The 20,736-nt window shown below is 47.8% G+C and carries 19 protein-coding genes; 16 read left to right on the top strand and 3 right to left on the bottom strand.

The window, feature by feature from the left end; translation table 11 throughout:
* Nucleotides 1-9 precede the first annotated feature (9 nt).
* From ACU70B_RS10740 to ACU70B_RS10695, 10 genes are all read left to right on the top strand, one after another.
* Nucleotides 10-1,068, top strand: a complete 1,059-nt coding sequence (locus tag ACU70B_RS10740) for an N-acetylneuraminate synthase family protein (RefSeq protein ID WP_447183537.1) — start codon at nt 10-12, stop codon at nt 1,066-1,068.
* Nucleotides 1,065-1,862 carry a cytidylyltransferase domain-containing protein gene (locus ACU70B_RS10735; RefSeq protein WP_447183536.1) on the top strand — a complete coding sequence of 266 codons (798 nt, stop codon included), beginning with the start codon at nt 1,065-1,067 and terminating at the stop codon, nt 1,860-1,862. The genes ACU70B_RS10740 and ACU70B_RS10735 overlap by 4 nt, the downstream gene beginning before the upstream one ends.
* Before the next feature lie 124 nt (nt 1,863-1,986).
* On the top strand, nt 1,987-2,757 hold the full coding sequence (gene rfbF / locus ACU70B_RS10730; protein ID WP_447183535.1) for a glucose-1-phosphate cytidylyltransferase: 771 nt from the start codon (nt 1,987-1,989) through the stop codon (nt 2,755-2,757).
* A gap of 1 nt (nt 2,758) precedes the next feature.
* Nucleotides 2,759-3,862, top strand: coding sequence for a CDP-glucose 4,6-dehydratase (rfbG, locus tag ACU70B_RS10725; RefSeq protein WP_447183534.1), 1,104 nt, complete (start codon nt 2,759-2,761; stop codon nt 3,860-3,862).
* Complete coding sequence (rfbC, locus tag ACU70B_RS10720; RefSeq protein WP_447185755.1) at nt 3,859-4,677, top strand: dTDP-4-dehydrorhamnose 3,5-epimerase; 819 nt, start codon at nt 3,859-3,861, stop codon at nt 4,675-4,677. The genes rfbG and rfbC overlap by 4 nt, the downstream gene beginning before the upstream one ends.
* On the top strand, nt 4,674-5,585 hold the full coding sequence (locus ACU70B_RS10715) for an NAD-dependent epimerase/dehydratase family protein (RefSeq protein ID WP_447183533.1): 912 nt from the start codon (nt 4,674-4,676) through the stop codon (nt 5,583-5,585). The genes rfbC and ACU70B_RS10715 overlap by 4 nt, the downstream gene beginning before the upstream one ends.
* 4 nt (nt 5,586-5,589) lie before the next feature.
* Entirely contained in the window at nt 5,590-6,756 is a 1,167-nt protein-coding gene (locus ACU70B_RS10710; protein WP_447183532.1) for a class I SAM-dependent methyltransferase, read from the top strand.
* Between the two features lie 2 nt (nt 6,757-6,758).
* Nucleotides 6,759-7,535, top strand: a complete 777-nt coding sequence (locus ACU70B_RS10705; RefSeq protein ID WP_447183531.1) for a cephalosporin hydroxylase family protein — start codon at nt 6,759-6,761, stop codon at nt 7,533-7,535.
* A complete protein-coding gene (locus ACU70B_RS10700) occupies nt 7,528-8,421 on the top strand; it encodes a TIGR00180 family glycosyltransferase (protein ID WP_447183530.1) in 894 nt (297 codons plus the stop codon). The genes ACU70B_RS10705 and ACU70B_RS10700 overlap by 8 nt, the downstream gene beginning before the upstream one ends.
* A gap of 306 nt (nt 8,422-8,727) precedes the next feature.
* Entirely contained in the window at nt 8,728-11,025 is a 2,298-nt protein-coding gene (locus ACU70B_RS10695; protein WP_447183529.1) for a 6-hydroxymethylpterin diphosphokinase MptE-like protein, read from the top strand.
* 130 nt (nt 11,026-11,155) lie between these two features.
* Here the strand turns inward: ACU70B_RS10695 and ACU70B_RS10690 are convergent, their stop codons facing one another.
* Nucleotides 11,156-11,734: a DUF6385 domain-containing protein gene (locus ACU70B_RS10690; RefSeq protein WP_447183528.1), complete on the bottom strand. Its 579-nt coding sequence runs from the start codon at nt 11,732-11,734 to the stop codon at nt 11,156-11,158.
* A gap of 406 nt (nt 11,735-12,140) precedes the next feature.
* Between ACU70B_RS10690 and ACU70B_RS10685 the strand changes: the two genes are divergently transcribed.
* Both ACU70B_RS10685 and ACU70B_RS10680 read left to right on the top strand, forming a co-directional pair.
* Entirely contained in the window at nt 12,141-12,764 is a 624-nt protein-coding gene (locus ACU70B_RS10685) for a helix-hairpin-helix domain-containing protein (RefSeq protein WP_447183527.1), read from the top strand.
* A gap of 206 nt (nt 12,765-12,970) precedes the next feature.
* Nucleotides 12,971-15,295 (top strand): DNA internalization-related competence protein ComEC/Rec2, encoded by a 2,325-nt coding sequence (locus ACU70B_RS10680; RefSeq protein ID WP_447183526.1) that lies wholly within the window; start codon nt 12,971-12,973, stop codon nt 15,293-15,295.
* 15 nt (nt 15,296-15,310) lie between these two features.
* Here the strand turns inward: ACU70B_RS10680 and ACU70B_RS10675 are convergent, their stop codons facing one another.
* Nucleotides 15,311-16,639, bottom strand: a complete 1,329-nt coding sequence (locus ACU70B_RS10675; protein WP_447183525.1) for a 5'-deoxyadenosine deaminase — start codon at nt 16,637-16,639, stop codon at nt 15,311-15,313.
* 323 nt (nt 16,640-16,962) lie between these two features.
* On the opposite strand from ACU70B_RS10675, the gene ACU70B_RS10670 reads away from it, so the two are divergent.
* The 4 genes from ACU70B_RS10670 to holA all read left to right on the top strand — a co-directional run bounded on the left by ACU70B_RS10670 (nt 16,963) and on the right by holA (nt 20,328).
* Nucleotides 16,963-17,295 (top strand): DUF4282 domain-containing protein, encoded by a 333-nt coding sequence (locus tag ACU70B_RS10670; RefSeq protein WP_447183524.1) that lies wholly within the window; start codon nt 16,963-16,965, stop codon nt 17,293-17,295.
* Between the two features lie 158 nt (nt 17,296-17,453).
* Entirely contained in the window at nt 17,454-18,851 is a 1,398-nt protein-coding gene (locus ACU70B_RS10665) for an MATE family efflux transporter (RefSeq protein ID WP_447183523.1), read from the top strand.
* A gap of 81 nt (nt 18,852-18,932) precedes the next feature.
* A complete protein-coding gene (locus ACU70B_RS10660) occupies nt 18,933-19,337 on the top strand; it encodes a hotdog fold thioesterase (RefSeq protein WP_447183522.1) in 405 nt (134 codons plus the stop codon).
* A 10-nt stretch (nt 19,338-19,347) separates the two neighbouring features.
* Nucleotides 19,348-20,328 carry a DNA polymerase III subunit delta gene (holA, locus tag ACU70B_RS10655; RefSeq protein WP_447183521.1) on the top strand — a complete coding sequence of 327 codons (981 nt, stop codon included), beginning with the start codon at nt 19,348-19,350 and terminating at the stop codon, nt 20,326-20,328.
* Between the two features lie 26 nt (nt 20,329-20,354).
* Here holA and rpsT read toward each other — a convergent pair whose 3' ends face one another.
* Nucleotides 20,355-20,621, bottom strand: coding sequence for a 30S ribosomal protein S20 (rpsT, locus tag ACU70B_RS10650; protein ID WP_447183520.1), 267 nt, complete (start codon nt 20,619-20,621; stop codon nt 20,355-20,357).
* Nucleotides 20,622-20,736: the final 115 nt, after the last annotated feature.

Here is a 20,736-nt window from a genome sequence, read left to right as displayed (position 1 = left end):
GAACCTGCGATGCGTCCTTACATTATTGGGGAAACCGCCTATCATCATGAAGGCGATTTTAATTATCTGGGCAAGATGCTGAACGATATAGCTGAAATCGGATTAAATGCAGTAAAGTATCATTTGTTGCTTAAAGCGGAAAGTTATCTGGAAAAAAACCATCCCCTGCTGGCGGCAACCAGAAAGGCAATATTCACCCCCCAACAATGGGATGAAATTTTTGCCCGGTCAAAACAGCTGGGCCTGGATATCATTGCTCTTTGTGACGACATTGAATCAATACAATACATTAAGCAGGAACATCCTTGCCTATCGGGCATAGAAATGCATGCCACTTCATTAAACGACTATTATATGCTGAACGAAGCAGCCGGTTTCCCCAACCGGATTATACTGGGGGTCGGAGGTTCCACTATTGATGAAATAGACTATGCCGTTGACCTGTTAAGACAACGCGGGAAAAACGATATGCTATTAATGTATGGCTTCCAATCATATCCTACTGATTACTCCAATATAAACCTGGCCAAAATGTTAAAATTACAGGCTGTTTTTGATGTACCGGTAGGCTATGCCGATCATACCGGATATGATGACGAAAACAATGTCTATATTTCCGCTATGGCTGCGGCCATGGGCATCAATATTCTGGAGAAGCATTATACCCCGGATATGGGAATAGCGAGGATTGATTATCATTCCGCCGTGGGCAAGAAGGAAATGAAAAAGATAAAGCAACTGATGGAAATATACTTGTCGGCTTACGGCAGCGGCCGTCTGTTAATGTCGCAGGAGGAAATGGCCTATGGCAGCACCGGGCCGATGAAAAAGGCTATTGTAGCCAGGAAAAAGATAATGAAAGGCGAGCGGCTCTCCCTGCAAAACCTGTGGTTTAAAAGGACTGCAAGGGAAGCAGCGCTTAAGCAAAAAGAATTCCTTAACTTAATCGGGTTAAGGGCACAGCGGGATATTGATGAAGATGAGATAATCGATCATACCAAGGTGGAATACCAATATAAACAGCCGGGCTTGACCGATTTGACCGGAGGACTGGAGGCTGGAAAATGAAAACGGGTTTTCTGATAACTGCCCGACTGAAGTCCTCCCGACTGCCTTTGAAGATATTGAGAGGGTTAAAGGGCAAAACCGTTATCGAACGGATAATAGATCGCGCCCGGGAAGTTCGGGATATATCGGAAATAGTGCTCTGCACTTCAGCCGATCCTCAGGATAAGCCGCTGGTGGACATTGCTCAAAAAAACGGAATATATTACTTCAACGGCAGTGAAGATGATGTATTGCAAAGGCTATTGGATGCAGCCCGCTTTTTTAATATGGACTACTTCTTGAGTATTACGGCCGACAACCCCTTGTTTTCAATATACTATGCCAACCTGACGGCTGATACCCTGAAAAGGCAGAACAAGGATTTTGTAAAAACCTCCGGCCTTCCGATCGGAGCTGGTGTATATGGGCTAAAAACCAGGGCGGTAGAGACGGTCTGTTGTTTTAAGAGCCTTATTAATACTGAGATTTGGGGATATCTCATTGACAGGCCGGAAATTTTTACGATTGGAGAAATAAAGGCCGCCGGAAAACTTAACCGGCCCGATTTAAGGTTAACCCTGGATTATGAAGAGGATTATCAGCTTATTAATAATGTTTATTCCCGTATCCCTTTCGACCAAGTGCTTGATCTCGATGATGTCATAGATTACCTGGTTGAACATCCTGCTGTTGCCCGGTCAAATCAAAACTGTGTTCAGCTTGATCTGGATGAGTTGACCAAAAGGGAAATAGATCATCAGTTCAGCCAACGACAGGCCGAATTGTTGAGCCTGAAAGACCGGTTTTACCCCTGAACCGTTTCCGGCGGCACGATTAAGGTTTAAAAATCATACAGTATGACCAGGAATAATTAGCAATCGACACCTGATGCTCATGCTCCCTTGTGGCTGATGAGGGTTAATTTCTTGGGGAGGCGCTATGAAGGTAGTAATTCTGGCCGGCGGGTTTGGCACCAGATTGAGTGAAGAGACGGTGGTGAAACCCAAGCCTATGGTGGAAATCGGCGGTATGCCTATTCTCAAACACGTCATGAAGATTTATTCGGCCTATGGCTTTAATGAGTTTATTATCTGCCTGGGGTACAAGGGATATGTCATCAAAGAGTACTTCTACCATTATTTTCTGTACATGAGCGATCTTACCGTTAACCTTACCGACAACTCTATCAGCATTCATGACAATTATGCCGAGCCCTGGAAAATAACCATGGTAGATACCGGCTTGAATACGCTTACCGGGGGGCGGGTAAAAAGGATTCAAACCTATGTGGGAGATGAACCGTTCATGCTTACTTACGGCGATGGGGTGGCTGATATTGATATTAAGGAACTGCTCGGTTTTCATTATCGCCAGAATAAGGCTGCTACCGTAACGGCGGTTAAACCGGCCGGGCGTTTTGGCTCGCTGCTTATAAATGAAAACGACCAGGTGATATCATTTATCGAAAAGCCGGTAGGCGATGGAGCCTGGATAAACGGGGGCTTTTTTGTTCTGAATCCTGATTTTTTCAAATACCTGAAGGACGATAGAACCAGTTTGGAACGGGAACCGCTGGAGGCTCTGGTCCGGGCCGGCCAGCTTGCCGCCTATAAACACTGCGGCTTTTGGCAGCCCATGGATACATTGCGGGATCGAAAACTGCTGGAGGAACTCTGGCACACAGGACACGCACCCTGGAAGGTATGGTAATTTGGCAGAATCATGGGCAGGTTTTTACAAGCATAAAACTGTTCTGGTAACCGGGCATACAGGTTTTAAGGGCTCCTGGATAAGCATGTGGCTGAAACGTCTGGGGGCAAAGGTGATCGGCTATGCTTTAGATCCGCCTACCATGCCCAGTCTTTATAACTTGTGCAAGGTAAACGATATGGTGACAAACATTAAGGGAGATGTGAGGGACTATGAGCATTTACATTGGGCAATTAAGAATTATCAGCCGGAAATAGTATTCCATCTGGCTGCTCAGGCATTGGTAAGACGCTCTTATCAGGAGCCGCTGGCAACTTATGCGACCAATATAATGGGAACCGCCAACCTGCTGGAAGCGATGCGGAAAAGTCCGGTGGTGAAAGCGGCAGTGATTGTAAGCAGTGATAAATGCTATGAAAACCAGGAATGGCTCTGGGGCTACCGGGAGAATGACCCCATCGGAGGCAGTGACCCCTACAGCAGCAGCAAAGGTTGTACCGAACTCATCGTCGGTGCCTACCTCAAGTCGTACTTTCCTGCGGCTCAGTACGGTAAACATGGTATGGCGCTTGCGACTGCCCGGGCAGGTAACGTTATTGGCGGCGGAGACTGGGCAAAAGACAGAATTATCCCTGATTGTGTCCGGGCTTTCATAGAGCAAAAGCCGGTTTCTATTCGTTCCCCCCATGCCATAAGGCCGTGGCAGCATGTACTGGAGCCACTGGGAGGATACCTGCTGCTGGCGCAAAAACTATACCAGTCGGGCTCGGATTATACCGGAGCCTGGAATTTTGGACCGCGGGATGATGATATTAAGACGGTAAAATGGCTGGTTCAGTACATAAGTGGGTTATGGGGAGAGGCCAACTCCTGGATTACTGATGAAGGATCTCATCCTTATGAAGCCAATTATCTGATGCTGGACTGTTCTCGCGCCCAAAAGCAATTAGGCTGGCGCGCCCAATGGAACCTTGAACTGGCGCTGGGCAAGACAGTGCAGTGGTATAAGGCGTATTATAGCCATGCGGATATGTTGAAAATAAGCCTGGAGCAGATCGCGGCTTATGAAAGACAACTGAACGGCAACCTTCCCGGAAAAATATAACCGCAAATGGATTAAAGCAAGGTAATTCCGGGCAATGCAGATTTTGTAATACCCGGCTGCAGCGCAAATCAATATTCCTGGGAGCTATGCCGTTGGCCAATTCGTATCTTGCCCGGGAAGAACTGCTCGCAAGGGAACTTTTTTATCCCCTGGAGTATGTATGCGGCAGGTGTTTCCTGGCGCAGACCGAGGAAATACAGAGCCCCCGCGCAATTGGCCCGCATAAGAGAATGGAATGGCAGGTCTGTTGCCTTGATACCGAAAGCGGGAGAGGTGTTTTAATGATTTTCACCCAGCTGCAATTGCCGGGAATTTATATTATTGAACCGGAACCGATAAATGATGAGCGCGGTTTTTTTGCCCGCAGCTTCTGCCGCCAGGAATTTATAGAACACGGGCTTAACCCCTGTATTGCCCAGTGCAATATTTCATTTAACCCATATAAGGGAACACTGCGCGGATTGCATTATCAAAATGCTCCTTATCCCGAAGCAAAAGTAGTTACCTGCATCAGAGGAGCGATATACGATGTGTTTATTGATTTGCGTCAGGACTCACCCGCTTATTTGCAGTGGGGAGCAGTTATTTTAAGGGCCCCGGACCGGCGGATGCTTTATCTCCCCGAGGGCTTCGCCCATGGTTTTCAGACCCTGGAAGATGATACCGAGGTTTTATACCGGATATCAGAGTTTTATCATCCTGAATGTGCCCGGGGAATAAGATGGGATGACCCGGCCTTTCTTATACACTGGCCTGAAGTTCCCCGGAGACTGGTCAGCGCCAGGGATAAGGAATGGAGCGACTTTATGATATGAGAAAAGTTATAGTTACTGGCGCCGGCGGCTTTATTGGCAGACATTGTCTGGAGCTGCTGGTGGGGGCAGGTTTTGAAGTTCATGCCCTCGGTTTTCCTGAGCCAGCGGCTGATAGCGAAAACCTGTACTGGTATACCTGCAACCTGCATGATTACTCCCAAACAGCCTGCTTGTTGCAGGATATAGAAGCGGGATATATGCTGCACCTGGCCTGGTATACTACCTGGGGCAGATACGCCCATTCGCTGGAGAATCTTCGCTGGGTGCAGTCCAGCCTGGAATTGGTCAAGAACTTCCGGGCCTGCGGGGGAAAGAGACTGGTAGCCGCCGGGAGCTGCTGGGAGTATGATCTCGATTACGGCTATTTACAGGAAGATATAACTCCTGACGGCCACAATTCTTTATATGGAACCTGCAAATCCGGCCTATCCAGAATGCTGGCGGCTTATTCCCGGGAAACGGGTCTGAGTTCAGCCTGGGGACGGATTTTTTATGTATATGGGCCTTATGAAGACCCCGGCCGGGTAGTGCCTTATGTAATTAATCGTCTATTAAACAATGAAGCCGCATTATGCGCCAATGGAGAAAAAGTCCTGGATTATCTATATGTAAAAGACGTAGCAGCGGCACTGGTTGCATTACTGCAAAGCAACGTCAATGGTATCATTAATGTTGCTTCCGGAGTTCCCATTTGCTTGAAAGACCTTTTGGCTAAAATCGGCCAAAAAATGGGAAAGGCAAATCTGATAGCCTTTAACGGTAAACCGCAAGTATCTGACGAACCAGGCTTTATCGTTGCCAGCAGCAAAAAAATGGGGACTCAAGTGGGATGGGAACCTGCTTATAACCTGGAAGTCGGATTGGATGAAACCATAATCTGGTGGAAAACGCTGGCCGCAAGGAGGTGAACCGTTGGTTAAAAGCAACAGCTGCCCGGTTTGCGGCAGCGCCAATCTTGAATTGCTCTTAAAACGGGAGCAGGTTCCGGTGCATCAGAATCTGGTTATAAGCGACTGCCGCAAGGCAGTAGATGTACCCCGGGGAGACTTGGAGCTTACTTTATGCGAGAATTGCAGTTTCGTTTTTAATTCCGCTTTTGATTTAAGCAAGATGCAATATGGAACTGATTATGACAATAGGCAGGATCACTCGCCCTCTTTCCAAACCTATATGCAGGAAATAATCAATTATTTAGGGGCTGAATGCAACCTGCCAAACCCAATAATTATCGAAATTGGCTGCGGCCGGGGCTCATTTCTGCAAAAGCTGATCGCCATTACCGGCGCCAGAGGCTATGGCTTTGATCCTGCCTACCAGGGACCGGCAACAGTTGCTAACGGTAAAATAACCTTTATAAATGATCTCTATGGAGCCCCATATCAGGATATTGCTGCTGACCTGGTCATCTGCCGCCATGTCATAGAACATATCGCTAAACCGCTGGATTTAATGCTGCCGATACGCGAGGCCTTAAAAGCTTCTCCCCGGGCAATAGTTTTTTTTGAAACCCCTTCACTCGACTGGATATTGGAAAATAGGGTAATCTATGATTTCTTTTATGAACATTGTTCTTATTTTAACCTTATTTCACTGGAGTGGGCCTGCCGCCAGGCAGGGTTCAGTGTCATCGATAAACGACTGGTATTTAAAGACCAGTATATGTGGATTAAAGCCCGGGTGAACGATGCGCCGGGAGAATTGCCGAAGCAGCTGGCGAATTGCCGGTTGGCCCTGTCATATGCTGCAGCGGAAAATAACCTGAAAAACAAGTGGACCGATAAAATTGCAGACTTGCGTAATAACGGAGAACTGGCTGTATGGGGTGCCGGAGCCAAAGGTGTGACTTTTTTAAACTTGATTGACCCATTGCACCAAAATATCGACTGTGCCATAGATTTAAACCCTAATAAGCAGGGGAGGTGTATCACCGGAACCGGACATCCGATAATTGATTACAGGGAAATCGGCGCCAGAAATATTTCCGCCATTATAATAATGAATCCCAATTACCGGGACGAGATAGCTGCGTTGTTAAAACAATCCGGCTTGGTCGTATCCCTTATATCATGGGAGGCTTAAGCATGAGAATAATTATTGATACCGAAGAGCAGGTGCTGGATATTGAAAACCGGCATGAATACCGGCGGGTGCATCTTTATAGCAGAGAGGCCTTTGAGATCATATCGGAACAATGGCTCAAGGTAAGCTGGAACGAGAAATATAGCTATACCTTTACCTGGCTGGGGAGACCCATTATCCAGTTCCCGGAAGATATGATACGCATCCAGGAAGTTATATACCGGATCAAGCCGGATGTCATTATTGAAACCGGTATAGCCCATGGAGGTTCGCTGATATACTATGCCAGTTTATGCCGGGCGCTGAATAACGGCCGGGTGATAGGGGTGGATATTGAAATACGGCACCATAACCGCCAGGCTATAGAAGGCCATGCCCTGTCATCGCTTATAACCATGATTGAAGGCAATTCGATTGATCCGGCCGTTACCGGCTTGATAAAAACTATGATCCAACCGGGGGAGAGCGTCCTGGTCGTCCTGGATTCCAGTCATTCCAAAGCGCACGTATCGGGGGAGTTGGAAGCTTACCATGAGCTGGTTACAGCAGGTTCCTATATTATCGCTGCCGATGGGATTATAGAAGAACTAAGCGATCTCCCGCGGGGAGATAAGCAATGGAACTGGAATAATCCGGCTGAAGCGGCCCGGGAATTTGTTAAACGCCATCCCGATTTTGTGCTCGAACCGCCTTCCTGGATCTTTAACGAAAGCAACCTGAAAAAACCCCTGAGCTACTGGCCGGGGGCGTGGTTAAGGCGGAAGGGAAATTATGCCTGATTTTAAAGCGACGGTATTGATACCTACTTATAACCGTTCCCATTATCTTTTGCGTTTACTGCGCTATATAAGCGATCACTTTGACCGGCAGGAGATAAGATTTACGATTCTGGACGGTTCGGACAGAGAGGCCTTAACCAATCAGCGTTTATGCTGTGAACAGGGCTTTGAGTATCGCTATTATGATCCGGACACAGCTTTGATGGACAGATGGCTGGATGGGTTGAAAGGAGCAGGAAGTGAATTCGTCTCTTTCCTTGCGGATGATGATATCCTGCAGCCGGACGGTTATCATGCCTGCCTGGATTTTTTAAGTTCCCATCCTGAATATGCGGCGGCCCACGGTAGTTATGCCTGGCTGGCGGAACAGGACGGGCATATCCAACTATACCCCGGGTACCAGACTTTCTCTATTGAAGATGATTCTCCCCTGGAGAGGCTCTTTGTTTTTCTGGCCGATTATGTTCCCATAACATACGGTGTTTATCGTACGAAAATATTACAGACTGCTTATGCAGCCACCGTAGCCGCTATAGACAAGGATAATCTCCATTTTACCGAGCTTTTAAGCGGCTGTATACCGGTGGTGCTGGGTAAAGTGAAAAAAATAAATTATGATTATTACTGGCGCAGTTTGGCGATACCGGCTCCCCAGCCGAAAACAGTATATCCGCAATTGCTTTTTGCCCGGGATTTTTCCAAACGCTACAGCAGCATCAAAGCCGCTTTGAAAAAATTCCTGGAACCAAGCATTAATGCCGAAATCATAGATGACGCTATTGATTTCTGTTTTGCCGCTTATTATGGAAGGGTATTGGACAGAAAGAGGGTAACCCAGTATTTCACCGGGTTACTGGCTAAACAGCACCCAGCCGAAAAAACCTGATTTATCAATCCTCCTCCAACTGCAGTTCTTTATCCTCATACCTTCAAAAAATGAGTGTTCCCGCAAACCTATATGCTTAATCCCGGACCTCTCTCGTAATATCTCATTGCGGTAATCGGCAGGCGTTTTAACTTCGCCCCAACGATGATTCTCCCCGGGTCACAAGACTTGATACCGGACCATAATATATATAAAAAAACCATGTTTTTCTGGATCACTAAAAGCAGGGGGGAGATTATTATTTTAGAAAAAAACATGAATCTGCTCAAAGAACATTTTCCCATGGTGTGGAAGCGGCTTAAAGAGATGGAAAAGAACCTGGACCGGAAATTGATCAAACTCAATACTTCCGGTGCGGATATACTCAATTTCCGAGTAAAAAACAGAAAGAAGAAATCATTTCATGATAAAGATGACCCCTTGCAGGAAGCAGAAAATATCATTGAGCAGTACCCCAACGTAGAAGAATACACCGACATCCTGTTTTATGGAACTGGTCTCGGTTACCACATAAATGCTTTTGTCAAGAAGTATCCGGGGATGATTTTTTCCATATATGAACCGGTACCCGAAATCTTTTTTGCATTCTTGGCTCATGTTGATCTGGGAGAAATACCGGTGGCGTCAATTAAATATTTATTTATTGAAGACAAACCGGCCTATGCAGGTACCATTGCCCATGAATTTGTGGGCCAAATGCGCGATTCGGTATCGGTAATAGATTTTCCGGCTTATAAAGAGCAGTTTCCCCACAAGTATAACGAGTTTTTCACCAGATTTGAAGAAGCCGTCAATGAACGGAAAAGTGCGGTAAATACCACCTACGCTTTTGAAAAACTCTGGACCTTGAACAGTATGATGAATCTGGACAAAGTTATATCCACTCCTAACATATTATTAGCCCCAAAAAACGCGCTTAAAAACAAACCGGCCCTGCTGGTCGGAGCCGGACCTTCTTTGGATGATGAAATCGAAAACCTGCGCCATATAAAGGAAAATGGTCTGGCCTATATCTTTTCCGCCGGAGCAGCGATCAATACTTTAATTGACCATCATATTCACCCTCATGCCGCCTGTACCTACGATCCTTCCGGCCGCAACCATATTGTCTTTGAAAAACTGATTAATCAAGGTATTACCGATATTCCCTTAATATTCGGCAGCAGTGTAGGCTACCAGACCCTGCGAAAATACCCCGGACCTAAATTCCACATGCTGACCAGCCCGGACAAGGTGTCTCCTTTCTACCTCAAAGCGAAGTCGGGCGAAAAATTAGGAATAATCAGCGACGCCCCCTCGGTGGCTTCTATTGTATTACAGATTTTAATCAATCTGGGCTTTAACCCGATCATACTGGTTGGTCTCAATCTGGCATACAAGGATAATAAACAGCATGCCGCCGGATTGGATTACAGCAATCCTTCTCTTACCGAAGGACATATTAAAACAGCCTTAAAAGTGGAAGATGTCGACGGCAACGAGGTGCTGACCAACCCGACCTACAACCGAATGAAAATGCAGATGGAAATGTATACTGACTACTATAAGGATTTAACCATAATAAATACTACCCGCGGGGGCGCTAAAATCAACGGAACCGGCTTTCAGCCGCTGGATGAACTTATCCGGTCCAGGTTGAAGCAAACAGTTTTTGAGCCCCGCTGGCTGAATCTCGATGCTTGCAATTATGACCAAAAACATCTAGTAAAACAGTATCTGACCATGAACCGGGCCCATGAAAAAATGCATCAATTGATTATGACCATCAATTATTTTCTTTACAAAATAGACAGACAATCAGAAAGACGTAAATTCCGCAACATGGAATACATGTATGCCGCACTGAACGACGCCTTATCCAGGTTAAAAAAGAATGAATTTTTTCATACATTTATCATGCCAATGAATCAGCTGGCGGACGAGGTTCTGCAGCGGGGCGTCAACAATGTGAACCGGGAAAAAGACAATTACCAACAGGCCCGGAAAATGGTGGGCGAATATGAGGAGTATCTCTATAGCTGCGAAAATGATATCCAGATGATTGCTCCGGTTTTCCAAACCATGAATCGGGTAATCGAGAATTTCATTCAGGAACAGATTAAAGCCCAGGCTAAGAAAATCAAAATAATCATCATGAACTATGACGGCGTTCTTACTGATGGGAAAGTTTGCTGTTCCGGCAGTACGGTCAGGGCAACGTTAAACCGCCGGGATAAAATCGCGATAGAGCGCTTTAAACAGCAGGGGATAAAACCAGTCGTAATCAGCCGGGAAAAAAGCAAAAGCATAGATAATGCCTGCAGATTGCTGGGTATCCGGGATATTTTCATGGATGTAACGGATAAGAATTCGGTGCTGGAAGCAATATGTTCAGAACAGGGCATAAGTTATGATGAGACAGCATTTATTGTTGACGATATCAGCGACCTTGAGGTGGCCGGGAGACTGGGCCTGAGTTTTGCCGTCAACGACGCACTGGAAAAGGTTAAGGAAAGGGTCGATTATTTATGTCTGCTAAAAGGGGGAGAAGGAGTGCTGCGGGAAGTTGCGGAAGTTCTGCTGTCAGACAGTTTCCCTGTTCACGGCACCATAATCCGCGCCTAGGGTTTTGGAATTCAGCTTTTGCCGGGTTATGGTAAAAGTCTGGGGATGCTCTGTATAGAAGAATAAAACACCCCGGTCCCTTCCGCATAAAGCCAAAGGCAGGTTTTGCCTGCCTTTGGGCTATATAGGGTTATCCCCTCTGTCCCTGGAAATACCAGTGTACCCCACCGCTTCCTCCGGTATTCTTTACGGCAATTCTTGCATATTTCAAGAAAACGTCGGTGACAAAATATTTCCAGGCACCGCTGGCAATAGTTTCCCAGGTACCGTTTTGATCCCACCAGTTGGTTCCATCAGCGCTGATTTGCAGTTTAACGTCTACAGTTCCTGCACCGCCTGATTTTTTAACAGCATAGGTCCAGTCTTTATATTCCAATACATTCCATACGGTTGTTCCTGAGCCGCTTGACCCGGCGGCAAAAGCTACTCCGGTGCCTGAATCCATGGTAATGATATCAGAGGAAACTATCAGAGCACCGCTTGCCATCTGCAAAGCAGTGATGGCGCCACTCTGGCTGGCATACAATTTAACTACCAAACCGCCGCTATCTGACCGCAGGGGGACCATCGCCCCGCTTGATTCTGCATACGGCGCAGTTATCAGGCCGCCACTATCCATCTTTAAGGCAGTAGCTGCACCGCTTTGGGAAGCATACACTTTTACCCGCGCGTTTTCCGGAATATCCTGAAAAATCTTGTAATTAGGCACTTATTCTCACTCCTTTCAAAAATAAATAATATCGAAGCCATCCTCAAATAAAGAACTCTCATTCCCCGATAAACTGTTGTTTCCATTGAAAAACCCGGCGGGAGAATAGACTTTGGCATTGAAATCACTGTTGAGCTGCGGCATTGGCTTCCCGTTGTTATTTTTAAGATATAATAAGTCCCTTATTGAGTGGTGAACTCCTGCATTATCCTATTAAAATTTCCGATTAACTGTTACTTCCATTAATGGTATAAATAATATTCATAAACAAGATATTCGGGGTTGCGGTTTCAGACCAGAAACTTAAAATAAAGAATAATGAATTATATTCCATAAAATAAATATTTAATTAATTATGGAGGGAAATTACAGACATTGAAGAATAGAGCTACTGGGGGGCAAAATCATGAACATGGAGAAACGCTGGGTGGCAGTAGGGGTATTTGTATTGCTCATCTTCTTCAGCGCCGGGGTCAAGTATTCAGACTTCAAGCATCATAAGCAGGCTGAAGAGGATATCCTTTTGGAATCGGCAGATAATATGCCGGGTGAGGCTGAAGCGGAAGCTGAAAAAAAGATTATTGAGGTCTATGTTACCGGAGCGGTAAAAAACCCCGGGGTCTACCGGCTGAAAGAAGGCGATAGAATGCATCAGGCGGTGGAGTTGGCAGGAGGTACCCGGGAAGATGCCGATGCGAGGTATCTGGAAATGGCTCGTCTCCTGGTGGATGGTGAGACTATACCGATACCGGTCCAGGGAGAAGTCCGGGAGACAATGGCCGTTACCGGTGGGGGCTACAGCAGCCCGGCTGGTTCCGGTCACAGTTCCGGCGGCCGGGTGAATATCAACACCGCCTCCGCCCGGGAAATGGCCGATAGCCTGGATGGTATCGGCCCATCACTGGGTCAGAGAATAGTAGATTACCGCAATAGCAACGGCATGTTCAAAGACATAACGGAAATCAAGAATGTCAGCGGCATAGGAGATAAAAGATTCGAAGCGATAAAGGATAAAATAACTGTTCGCTAGAGGGGAGTGAAGGGGGAGGGATTATAAAAGAGTCTGCGTTAGTCATAAGAGCCAGCTTCCTAAAAGCGGCCAAAGGGAACATCAGTGTTCTCCGTGGGTATGTCCGTCTGCGTCCAGTTCCTTGTTAAAACCCGTGCAAATCCTATATAATCCATGGGATCCGCGTCCATTTAAAGGTCTATTTTCTAATTAAGTGGGATAATAACATGTTTCCGTTATGGTTTTTAGTTTTTATATTTTTATCTGCAGCTATACTACTGGCCAATTATCATTTATGGATACTGGCTTTTTTTGTTGCGGGGGGCTTGCTTGTAGCCGGATTCTTTAGCGAAAAGTATTCCCGGGAAGCTATAATCGGTGCAGCGGCGCTTATTATCGGAGTTCTTTATTTTAACCTTTTGACAACCCCGGCGCCGGAGCGTTTGCCGGTTATAAATAATACCGAGATCAATGGAATAGTTAAAGACTACCCCCGCCATGACGGTCAAAAAGCTGATTTTACCCTTCAGACTGACAGTAACAGCAGGTATGCTCACCGTATCAAGGTTTATTGCAATTTTCCGGTCAAGGTGAGGAAGGGTGACCGGGTATGGCTGAAGGGGTCCTTAAAGCCGCCTTCCCGGGCCGGCAACCCCGGGGAATTTGACTATCGCCAATACCTGGAGCAGAACGGAATTTATTATATCCTGTCAGTTAAAGATGAAAAAGATATTCAAATAAGGGAGCCGGCTGAAAATCTGCAGGCTCTGGTAAATTCTTATCGCTCCCATAGCCAGAAACAGATTAAAGAGGTACTGTCAGCCAGTGATGCTGCTATAATGCTGGGTATGCTGCTGGGGATAATCGAAGGTATTGACAGCAGCGAATACTCTGATTATCAAAAAACCGGTATCGTGCACATATTTTCGGTATCCGGTCTGCATGTTGGTTTTTTGCTGGTCCTCTGCGCATGGATAGGTTCGCTCCTGGGTCTGTCGCGCAAGGCCCGCATGCTTGCAAGCATTACCCTTCTGTTACTGTACGCCAGCCTGACCGGTTGGCCGGTTCCGGTGATACGCTCGGTCATCATGGGGGGACTGGGTTTAACCGCTTACTACAGCGGCCGGGAAAACCAGCTTATCAATACCCTGGGCCTGGCCGGTATAGTTATACTGCTTATCAACCCCTGCGCCCTGCTGCAGATTTCTTTTCAACTGTCGTTTGCCGCCGCCTGGGGACTGGTCTACCTCTTCCCGCTGCTGAAACGAAGAATAAATTATAACCACCGCTGGGGAGACCTGCTGCTGGTTCCTATCTGCGCCCAATTGGCGGTGCTGCCTCTTACCGCCTGCCATTTCAACCTGTTTAGCCCCTTGGCCCTGCTGGCCAACATCCCGGTAACCTACCTCTCCGGGGGAGCGGTTATCCTGGGGTTCTTAACCCTGCTGGGCGGGGGGATAATGCCTTTTATAAGTTCCTGGCTCCTTTACCCGGCGGGCCTGTGCATAGACTTGATTCGGGCGGTCAATCAACTGGTAGTCAGTATTCCCGGGGCCTATCTGCGGGTGGCAACTCCGGGCCTGGCTCTGACAGTGCTCTATTATGCAGGCTTGATTCTGCTGATTTACGGGTTTTGCCATGTCCGGGAGGAGAGGCGTGCATCGGCATGGATGGGTTGGGGTACAGGCCTGATGGCAGTTTTTATCTTAATCCTATGTTTGCCGGGGAGTGTATATAATCGCGGCCAGGTGGAACTGAGCTTTATCGATGTGGGCCAGGGGGATTGCATTTTAATCAAGACTCCCCGGGGCAAATTTATACTTGTTGACGGGGGAGGCAGCGAATTCACCGACCCCGGTTCCCGCAAGGTCCTGCCTTACCTCTATCACCGGGGGGTGCGTGAATTGTTTCTGGCCCTTAACACCCACCCTGACACTGACCACCTGCAGGGTTTGGAAACGGTATTAAAAGAGATGCCGGTGCGCTATGTTGCCGTCCCTGCCGATCTGGCTGAATCAGAAGAGTATCAGGGCTTAAGCCGGGTTATGGCCGATAAAAAAGTGCCTTTTATCCCCCTGGCGGCAGGAGATTCTATAGACACCGGGGAAAACCTGCAAATAAAAGTTCTGCATCCGCCGCCGAATTTTGGTTCTGATAGCGCCAATGATCAGTCACTAGTGCTGCGGATCGATTTTAGCGGTTTTTCTGCTCTTTTAACCGGAGATATAGGCATGGAGCCTATGCGAAAATTGGTAGAGCGACGGCAACTGCGTCCGGTCACCGTCTTAAAGGTCCCTCATCACGGCAGCAAAAATTCGCTGCTAATGCCTTTTTATGAAGAGACCAGACCCGAGTGGGCCGTTATCAGCGTAGGGGAGAACAACCTGTTCGGTCATCCCCACGACTCCATACTGGCAGCCTTGAAGGGAAAAAAGGTTGGAATCCTCAGAACCGACCGTGACGGAGCTGTTATATTCCGCACTGATGGCAAAAGGGTTAGATTGACAACAGGTCCGGGTGGTCTTAACCTGTTATCTCCGGTCTATAAATAATTACGATCCGGTTAATCAACGCAGCCCGGCCCGCCGGCAAACTCTCTGCAGCGAGGCCTCGGCTGCATTTTTTGTTTTCTCCTCATCAATGCTAAACAAATGACCGTCTTTCATGAGCAGGCGGCCGTCAACTATAGCGGCAGTGACATCACTGGACTGAGCCTGGTAAACCAGCTGGGAATAGACGCCGGCAGCATTGCGGGGCCGGGTGTGCCAGCCATCCAGGCTGATGAGAATCATATCGGCCTTCTTGCCTTCCTCCAGGCTGCCGATTTCATCTTCCAGTCCCATCGCCCGGGCCCCGCCCAAGGTGGCTGTTTCCACTACGGTTTGAGCGGGCATGGAGCGGGGGCCATGGAAAGGCTTCTGGACGAGTGCGGCCAGGCGCATCTCCATAAACATGCTGAGATTATTGTTGCAGGGCGCCCCATCAGCTCCCAGTGAAACCCTGGCCCCCATTCGGAGCAGGGTAGGGATGGGCGCAATACCGGAGCCCAGCTTCAGATTGGAACCCGGGCAGTGGGCGATATTAGTCTGGCTTGCGGTCAGTATCTTTATTTCGTCATCATCCAGATGGATGCAATGGGCCAGAATCAGGCTGGCATTACAAAGGCCCAAACTATCCAGGTAAATCACGTTGCGCATACCCCGCTCCCTTTCCACCAGTTCTATTTCTCCCCGGTTTTCCGAAGCGTGAGTGTGTACGGGTATATGATATTGCCGGGCCAGGGCGGCCGCTTGGCGCAGCAGGTTATCACTGCAGGATACGGCAAAACGGGGGCACAGGGCGTAACGGATACGTCCATTATCATAATTGTGCCAGCGTTGAAACAGGTCGAGGCTTTCATGCAGGGCCTGGTCAGGGGAATCCAGCAGTGCGGACGGTACTCCGCCGCCGTGATCCATCAGGCACTTGCCGCCCAGGTAGCGGATTCCCGCCTGTTTGACGGCGGTAAAAACGGATTCTGTATGTTTTACGGTGGCCATATCGATGACAGAGGTGGTGCCCCCCCGCAACAGTTCGGCGCAACCTAAAAGGGAAGAGCAGTACAGGGATTCTTCATCATGACTGGCTTCCAGGGGCCAGATGCGCTGCTGCAGCCAGTCCAGCAATTCCAGATCATCTGCCATGCCCCGGAAGAGTACCTGGCAGAGATGGACATGGCTTTGAATGAATCCGGGCAGCAGCAGCTGGTTACGGGCGTCTATAAACATATCGGCTGCGCAGCGATCCAGTTTGCCTATACGGCTGATGCGGTCCTTCTCGATAAGAAGGTCGCCCTTCAGAATATCCCGTTCCGGGTTCATGGTGACTATAGTGGCGTTTTTTATAAGTATGGACATATTAGCCTCCCTTTCTCCACAGTTATTGCCTGATAATCGACGCGGATTACGCGGGTTCTAAAAAATATAACTCAATCCCCATGGCCGAAAGCCGTACGGGCATACCCGGAAGGCTAACCGCGTATATAATTAAAAACCTTTTAAATCCGGGTTAATCTGCGGCTATTCCCGTCTATTTCTTATTAATATAAACAGCATAAGATATTTAATTAAAGCATAATTATCAAAAGGGGGTGCATTGCCAAATTATAGTCGAACCTCATGTTATTATGACACAAAAAGCAGGTCGGTGCACAACCGCTAAATTATAGGGAGGTGATACTTTGGAAAAATGGTTAAAAAAGGCAGTCGGTTTTGATACCATGATCACCCCATTTATAATAAAAATTGTTTTCTGGATTGGAGTAATAGGCTGTGTTGTGGGTGGCATAGGTATGTTCTTCAGCGGCGCCGGCGTGGTCAGCGGTTTGCTGTGTATTTTTCTGGGGCCTCTGGCGGTACGGATTTATTGTGAGTTAATCATGGTCATATTTAAAATATTTGAGGCTTTAAAGCAGATCGAAGAAAAGCAATCCGATGCCGGACCCAAATACAGCACCAAACCTGACATCCAGTTTGCTGCACCGCCTGCAGAACCGCCTGGTTTGATTGAATAAAGACTCCTCCATCCCGGGGCTATCCCGGGTTTTTTAATTAATCGGCAGTCTGCTTCCTTAAATAGCGGCCAGAGGGTAGAGGGTGGTTTTTTTACTGATATACCTCTTCCGTGCATATGCTTAGATGGGAGGAGGGCGAAAGCATAAAAAGCGATTACATGTTGAGTAAAAGCGTAGGCCGGCTGTTGCTGAAGCTGTCCCTCCCGGCCATGGTCGGCATGTTTGCCTACTCCCTGTTCAGCCTGGTGGACACCTTTTTTATTGCCCGCCTGGGAGCCCAGGCCTTGGCGGCAATAACCCTGACTATTCCTATACAGGTATTGATAAGCTCTCTGGCCTCGGCCACCGGCGTGGGTCTTACTTCTCTTATATCCCGGACTCTGGGCCAGGGTGATATCAGGTTGGCTGATAATATTGCCTGGCATGGATTATTCATCGGCATTGTTTACGGTCTGTTTTTTTTAATGGCGGGCAATCAGTATCTGGATCAACTGCTGCTGCTCTTCGGCTGCAACCAGGAAACCTTTCTGCTCTGCAAACATTACCTGAGTATAATCCTTAAAGGGTGTATTTTTACCTTCATCCCCATTGTCCTGAGCAGCATTATTCAGGGGGAAGGAAACACGCTCCTGCCTATGCTGGTGTCCCTTCTGGGTGCGGCGCTTAATGTTCTCCTGGACCCGGTTTTGATTTTCGGTTGGGGGCCAGTTCAGGGCATGGGACTGACTGGCGCAGCTCTGGCAACCGTTCTGGCTCAGTTGATTACGTCTATAATTATTCTGCTGGTAGTAGTCAGGAAACGCATTTACCTGAGTTGGTCGATCGTTCACTTTCGACCCAGCTTGGCGGTTTTGGCGGGGGTTTACCGGGTTGCTCTGCCTACCGTGGTGATGGAGATATGCAGTGTCCTTATCATGGCATTTATGAATCGCGTGCTTACAGCCTATAGCTGTACTGCGGTAGCAGTCCTGGGGATATTTATGCATGTACGCTCCATAATATATATGCCTGTGTATGGGCTGGCCCAGGGGGCCGCGCCGGTGGCGGGGTTTGCTTATGGAGCCGGAAACAATGACCGTTTGAAAGAGACTCTGATCAAGGCTTCGGTTATAGCTCTATTTCTGATAGGGTGGGGCTGGCTTATCGTCCAATACTGGCCCCTGTGGGTGATGCGCTTCTTTTCTGATGATCCGGCTTTGCTTATAATGGGGGTCAGTTGCTTGCGTCTGGCAACTATGGTTTTGCCGCTTATGGGCCCCATTATTATTCTTTACTCGGTTCTCCAGGCTATGGGCAAAGGCACCACCGCCATGTGGCTGTCACTCATCCGCCAGGGCGGGTTTTTCCTTCCCCTCTTGTTTATTTTACCCCGTTATTATAATATCCAGGGGATATGGCTGGCCTTTTCCGTTTCGGAGCTGCTGTCAGCGTTGCTGGCCCTGGCATTTTTCATCAGCCTGTGGAAGGAACTGCAGACGAGAAGAAGACCGGTAATTCTGATGTTCTTAAAAGGAGGATATAGCTTTAAGCGCCTGCTGGCCTGGCTTAAATGGTAAACCTAACCTGATGGTTTTCTATTGCAGCCGGCAAATATGTTATCATTTAACAATAGGATTATTATACTTGAGGTGACCGAAATGGCAGAAGCAGTACGCTTTGATACAAGTAAAACTATTTTAGAAACTCTGGGCATCAAAATAATAGAATTTACCCCGGAAAAGGTTGCGGCCACCATGCCGGTAACCCCCAAAATACATCAGCCGTACGGCCTTATGCATGGCGGGGCTTCCGTGGTGCTGGCTGAGACGGTAGCCTCGGCGGGCAGCTATCTTTTTATTGACTCCGCCACCCAACGGGCGGTGGGGCTGGAGATTAACGCCAACCACCTCCGCAGCAAGAGTGATGGCGTAGTTAAGGCGGTAGGGGTACCGGTGCATGTGGGACGGAAAACGATTGTCTGGGATATCCGCGTGCTGGATGAGGATGAGCGCTTAATTTGTATTTCACGGTGTACTATAGCTGTTGTTGATGCCAGGGATTAGGAGTGTTTCTGTGGTGGTCGGTAAATTGTATTTTATTTGGGGAGAGGAAGCTTTCCTTATTGACCGGAAGATAAAAGAAATCCATAGTCTTATGCAGCAAGAGGGCGGGGAAGAGGCAGAACTGCTTTATCTCGATGCCGATGAGCTTAACCCCCGGCAGCTATTGGAGGAACTGGAGTTTAGTCCGCTGTTTGCCCTGCAAAGAATGGTGGTTATAAAAAGACCTTCCTGGCTGGGCAAATCCCAGCGCAAAGCTAGTCGCAATGACGGAGTGCTAAAGGTTTTGCAGGATTATATACAACGTGATCCGGGAGGGCAAACCCTGGTGATTACTGGTGCTGAGCATAACGGCAGCAATCCGCTGGTCAGGCTGCTGGATAAAGAAGCGATAGTGTTTGAATGCAAAGCCGCTACCCCACAGTACCTGTCGGGATGGATCAAAGATGAGCTCGCCGCCCGGGGGCGCAAAATAGACGCCCCGGCGTTAAGCATGATGGTCAAAAGCGGTCAGGATATGTACTACCTCGGCAACCTGATAGATAAAATCTGCCTGGCCTATCAAGGGGGAACAATAAGCGTACAGGAAATCGAGGAACAACTGGATAGCCGCGATGAAATAAAGGTCTTTAAACTGACCGATGCCCTTTTGGAACGGAATGCGGCCGCCTCTTTCCGCTCTTTTTACCAGCTATTGGAGCAGGGGGAGCACCCGGTTTTCATACTGTACATGACCGCAAGGCAGTTCCTTTCCTTGGGGAAAGTTAAGCACCTGCAGGGAATTGGGGCCGATAGTAAAGAAATATCCCGGCTTACCGGGATGAAGGATTTCTCTATCAGAAAGCTTCTGGGTCAGGCCCGCAATTTTACCTGGGATGAAATAGAGGATCTGTTTAAAAAATTCCTGGAGGCCGACATAAAATTTAAAAGCAGCGGTCAGGATGAAAAGATCATCATGGAGGGCTTGATCATAGAAATCTGCACAAAAAAATAAACCTGTCCGCGAGACAGGTTTATTAATTACTGGCCTATACTGTTAAATTTCTTGGTCAGGGCCGATTTTCTCCGGGCAGCCGTATTCTTGTGCAAAATCCCCTTGTTTACGCTTTTATCAATAAGGGAGGTTACTTGTAAGAGATTATCCCTGGCAGCCTCCTGACTATCTTCTTTCAGGGCTGACTCGTATTTCTTAATAGCGGTTTTCAACCTGCTCTTATAAGCTTTATTATTAAGGCGATTTGCCTCTGCTCTTCTGGCTCTCTTGGCTGGAGTCTTACTTTTTGCCACACTTTCACCTCCTTGGATTCAAAGCTAACAGAAATACTATATCATTACCGGTTTCAAAATGCAATCTTAGAATTAATAATAGCCCTAAGATTCTCTGGCGCAAACGGAATTGCCG

It is taken from the genome of Syntrophomonas curvata (genome assembly GCF_052976825.1).
This window is presented reverse-complemented; position numbering and strand designations above follow the sequence as displayed.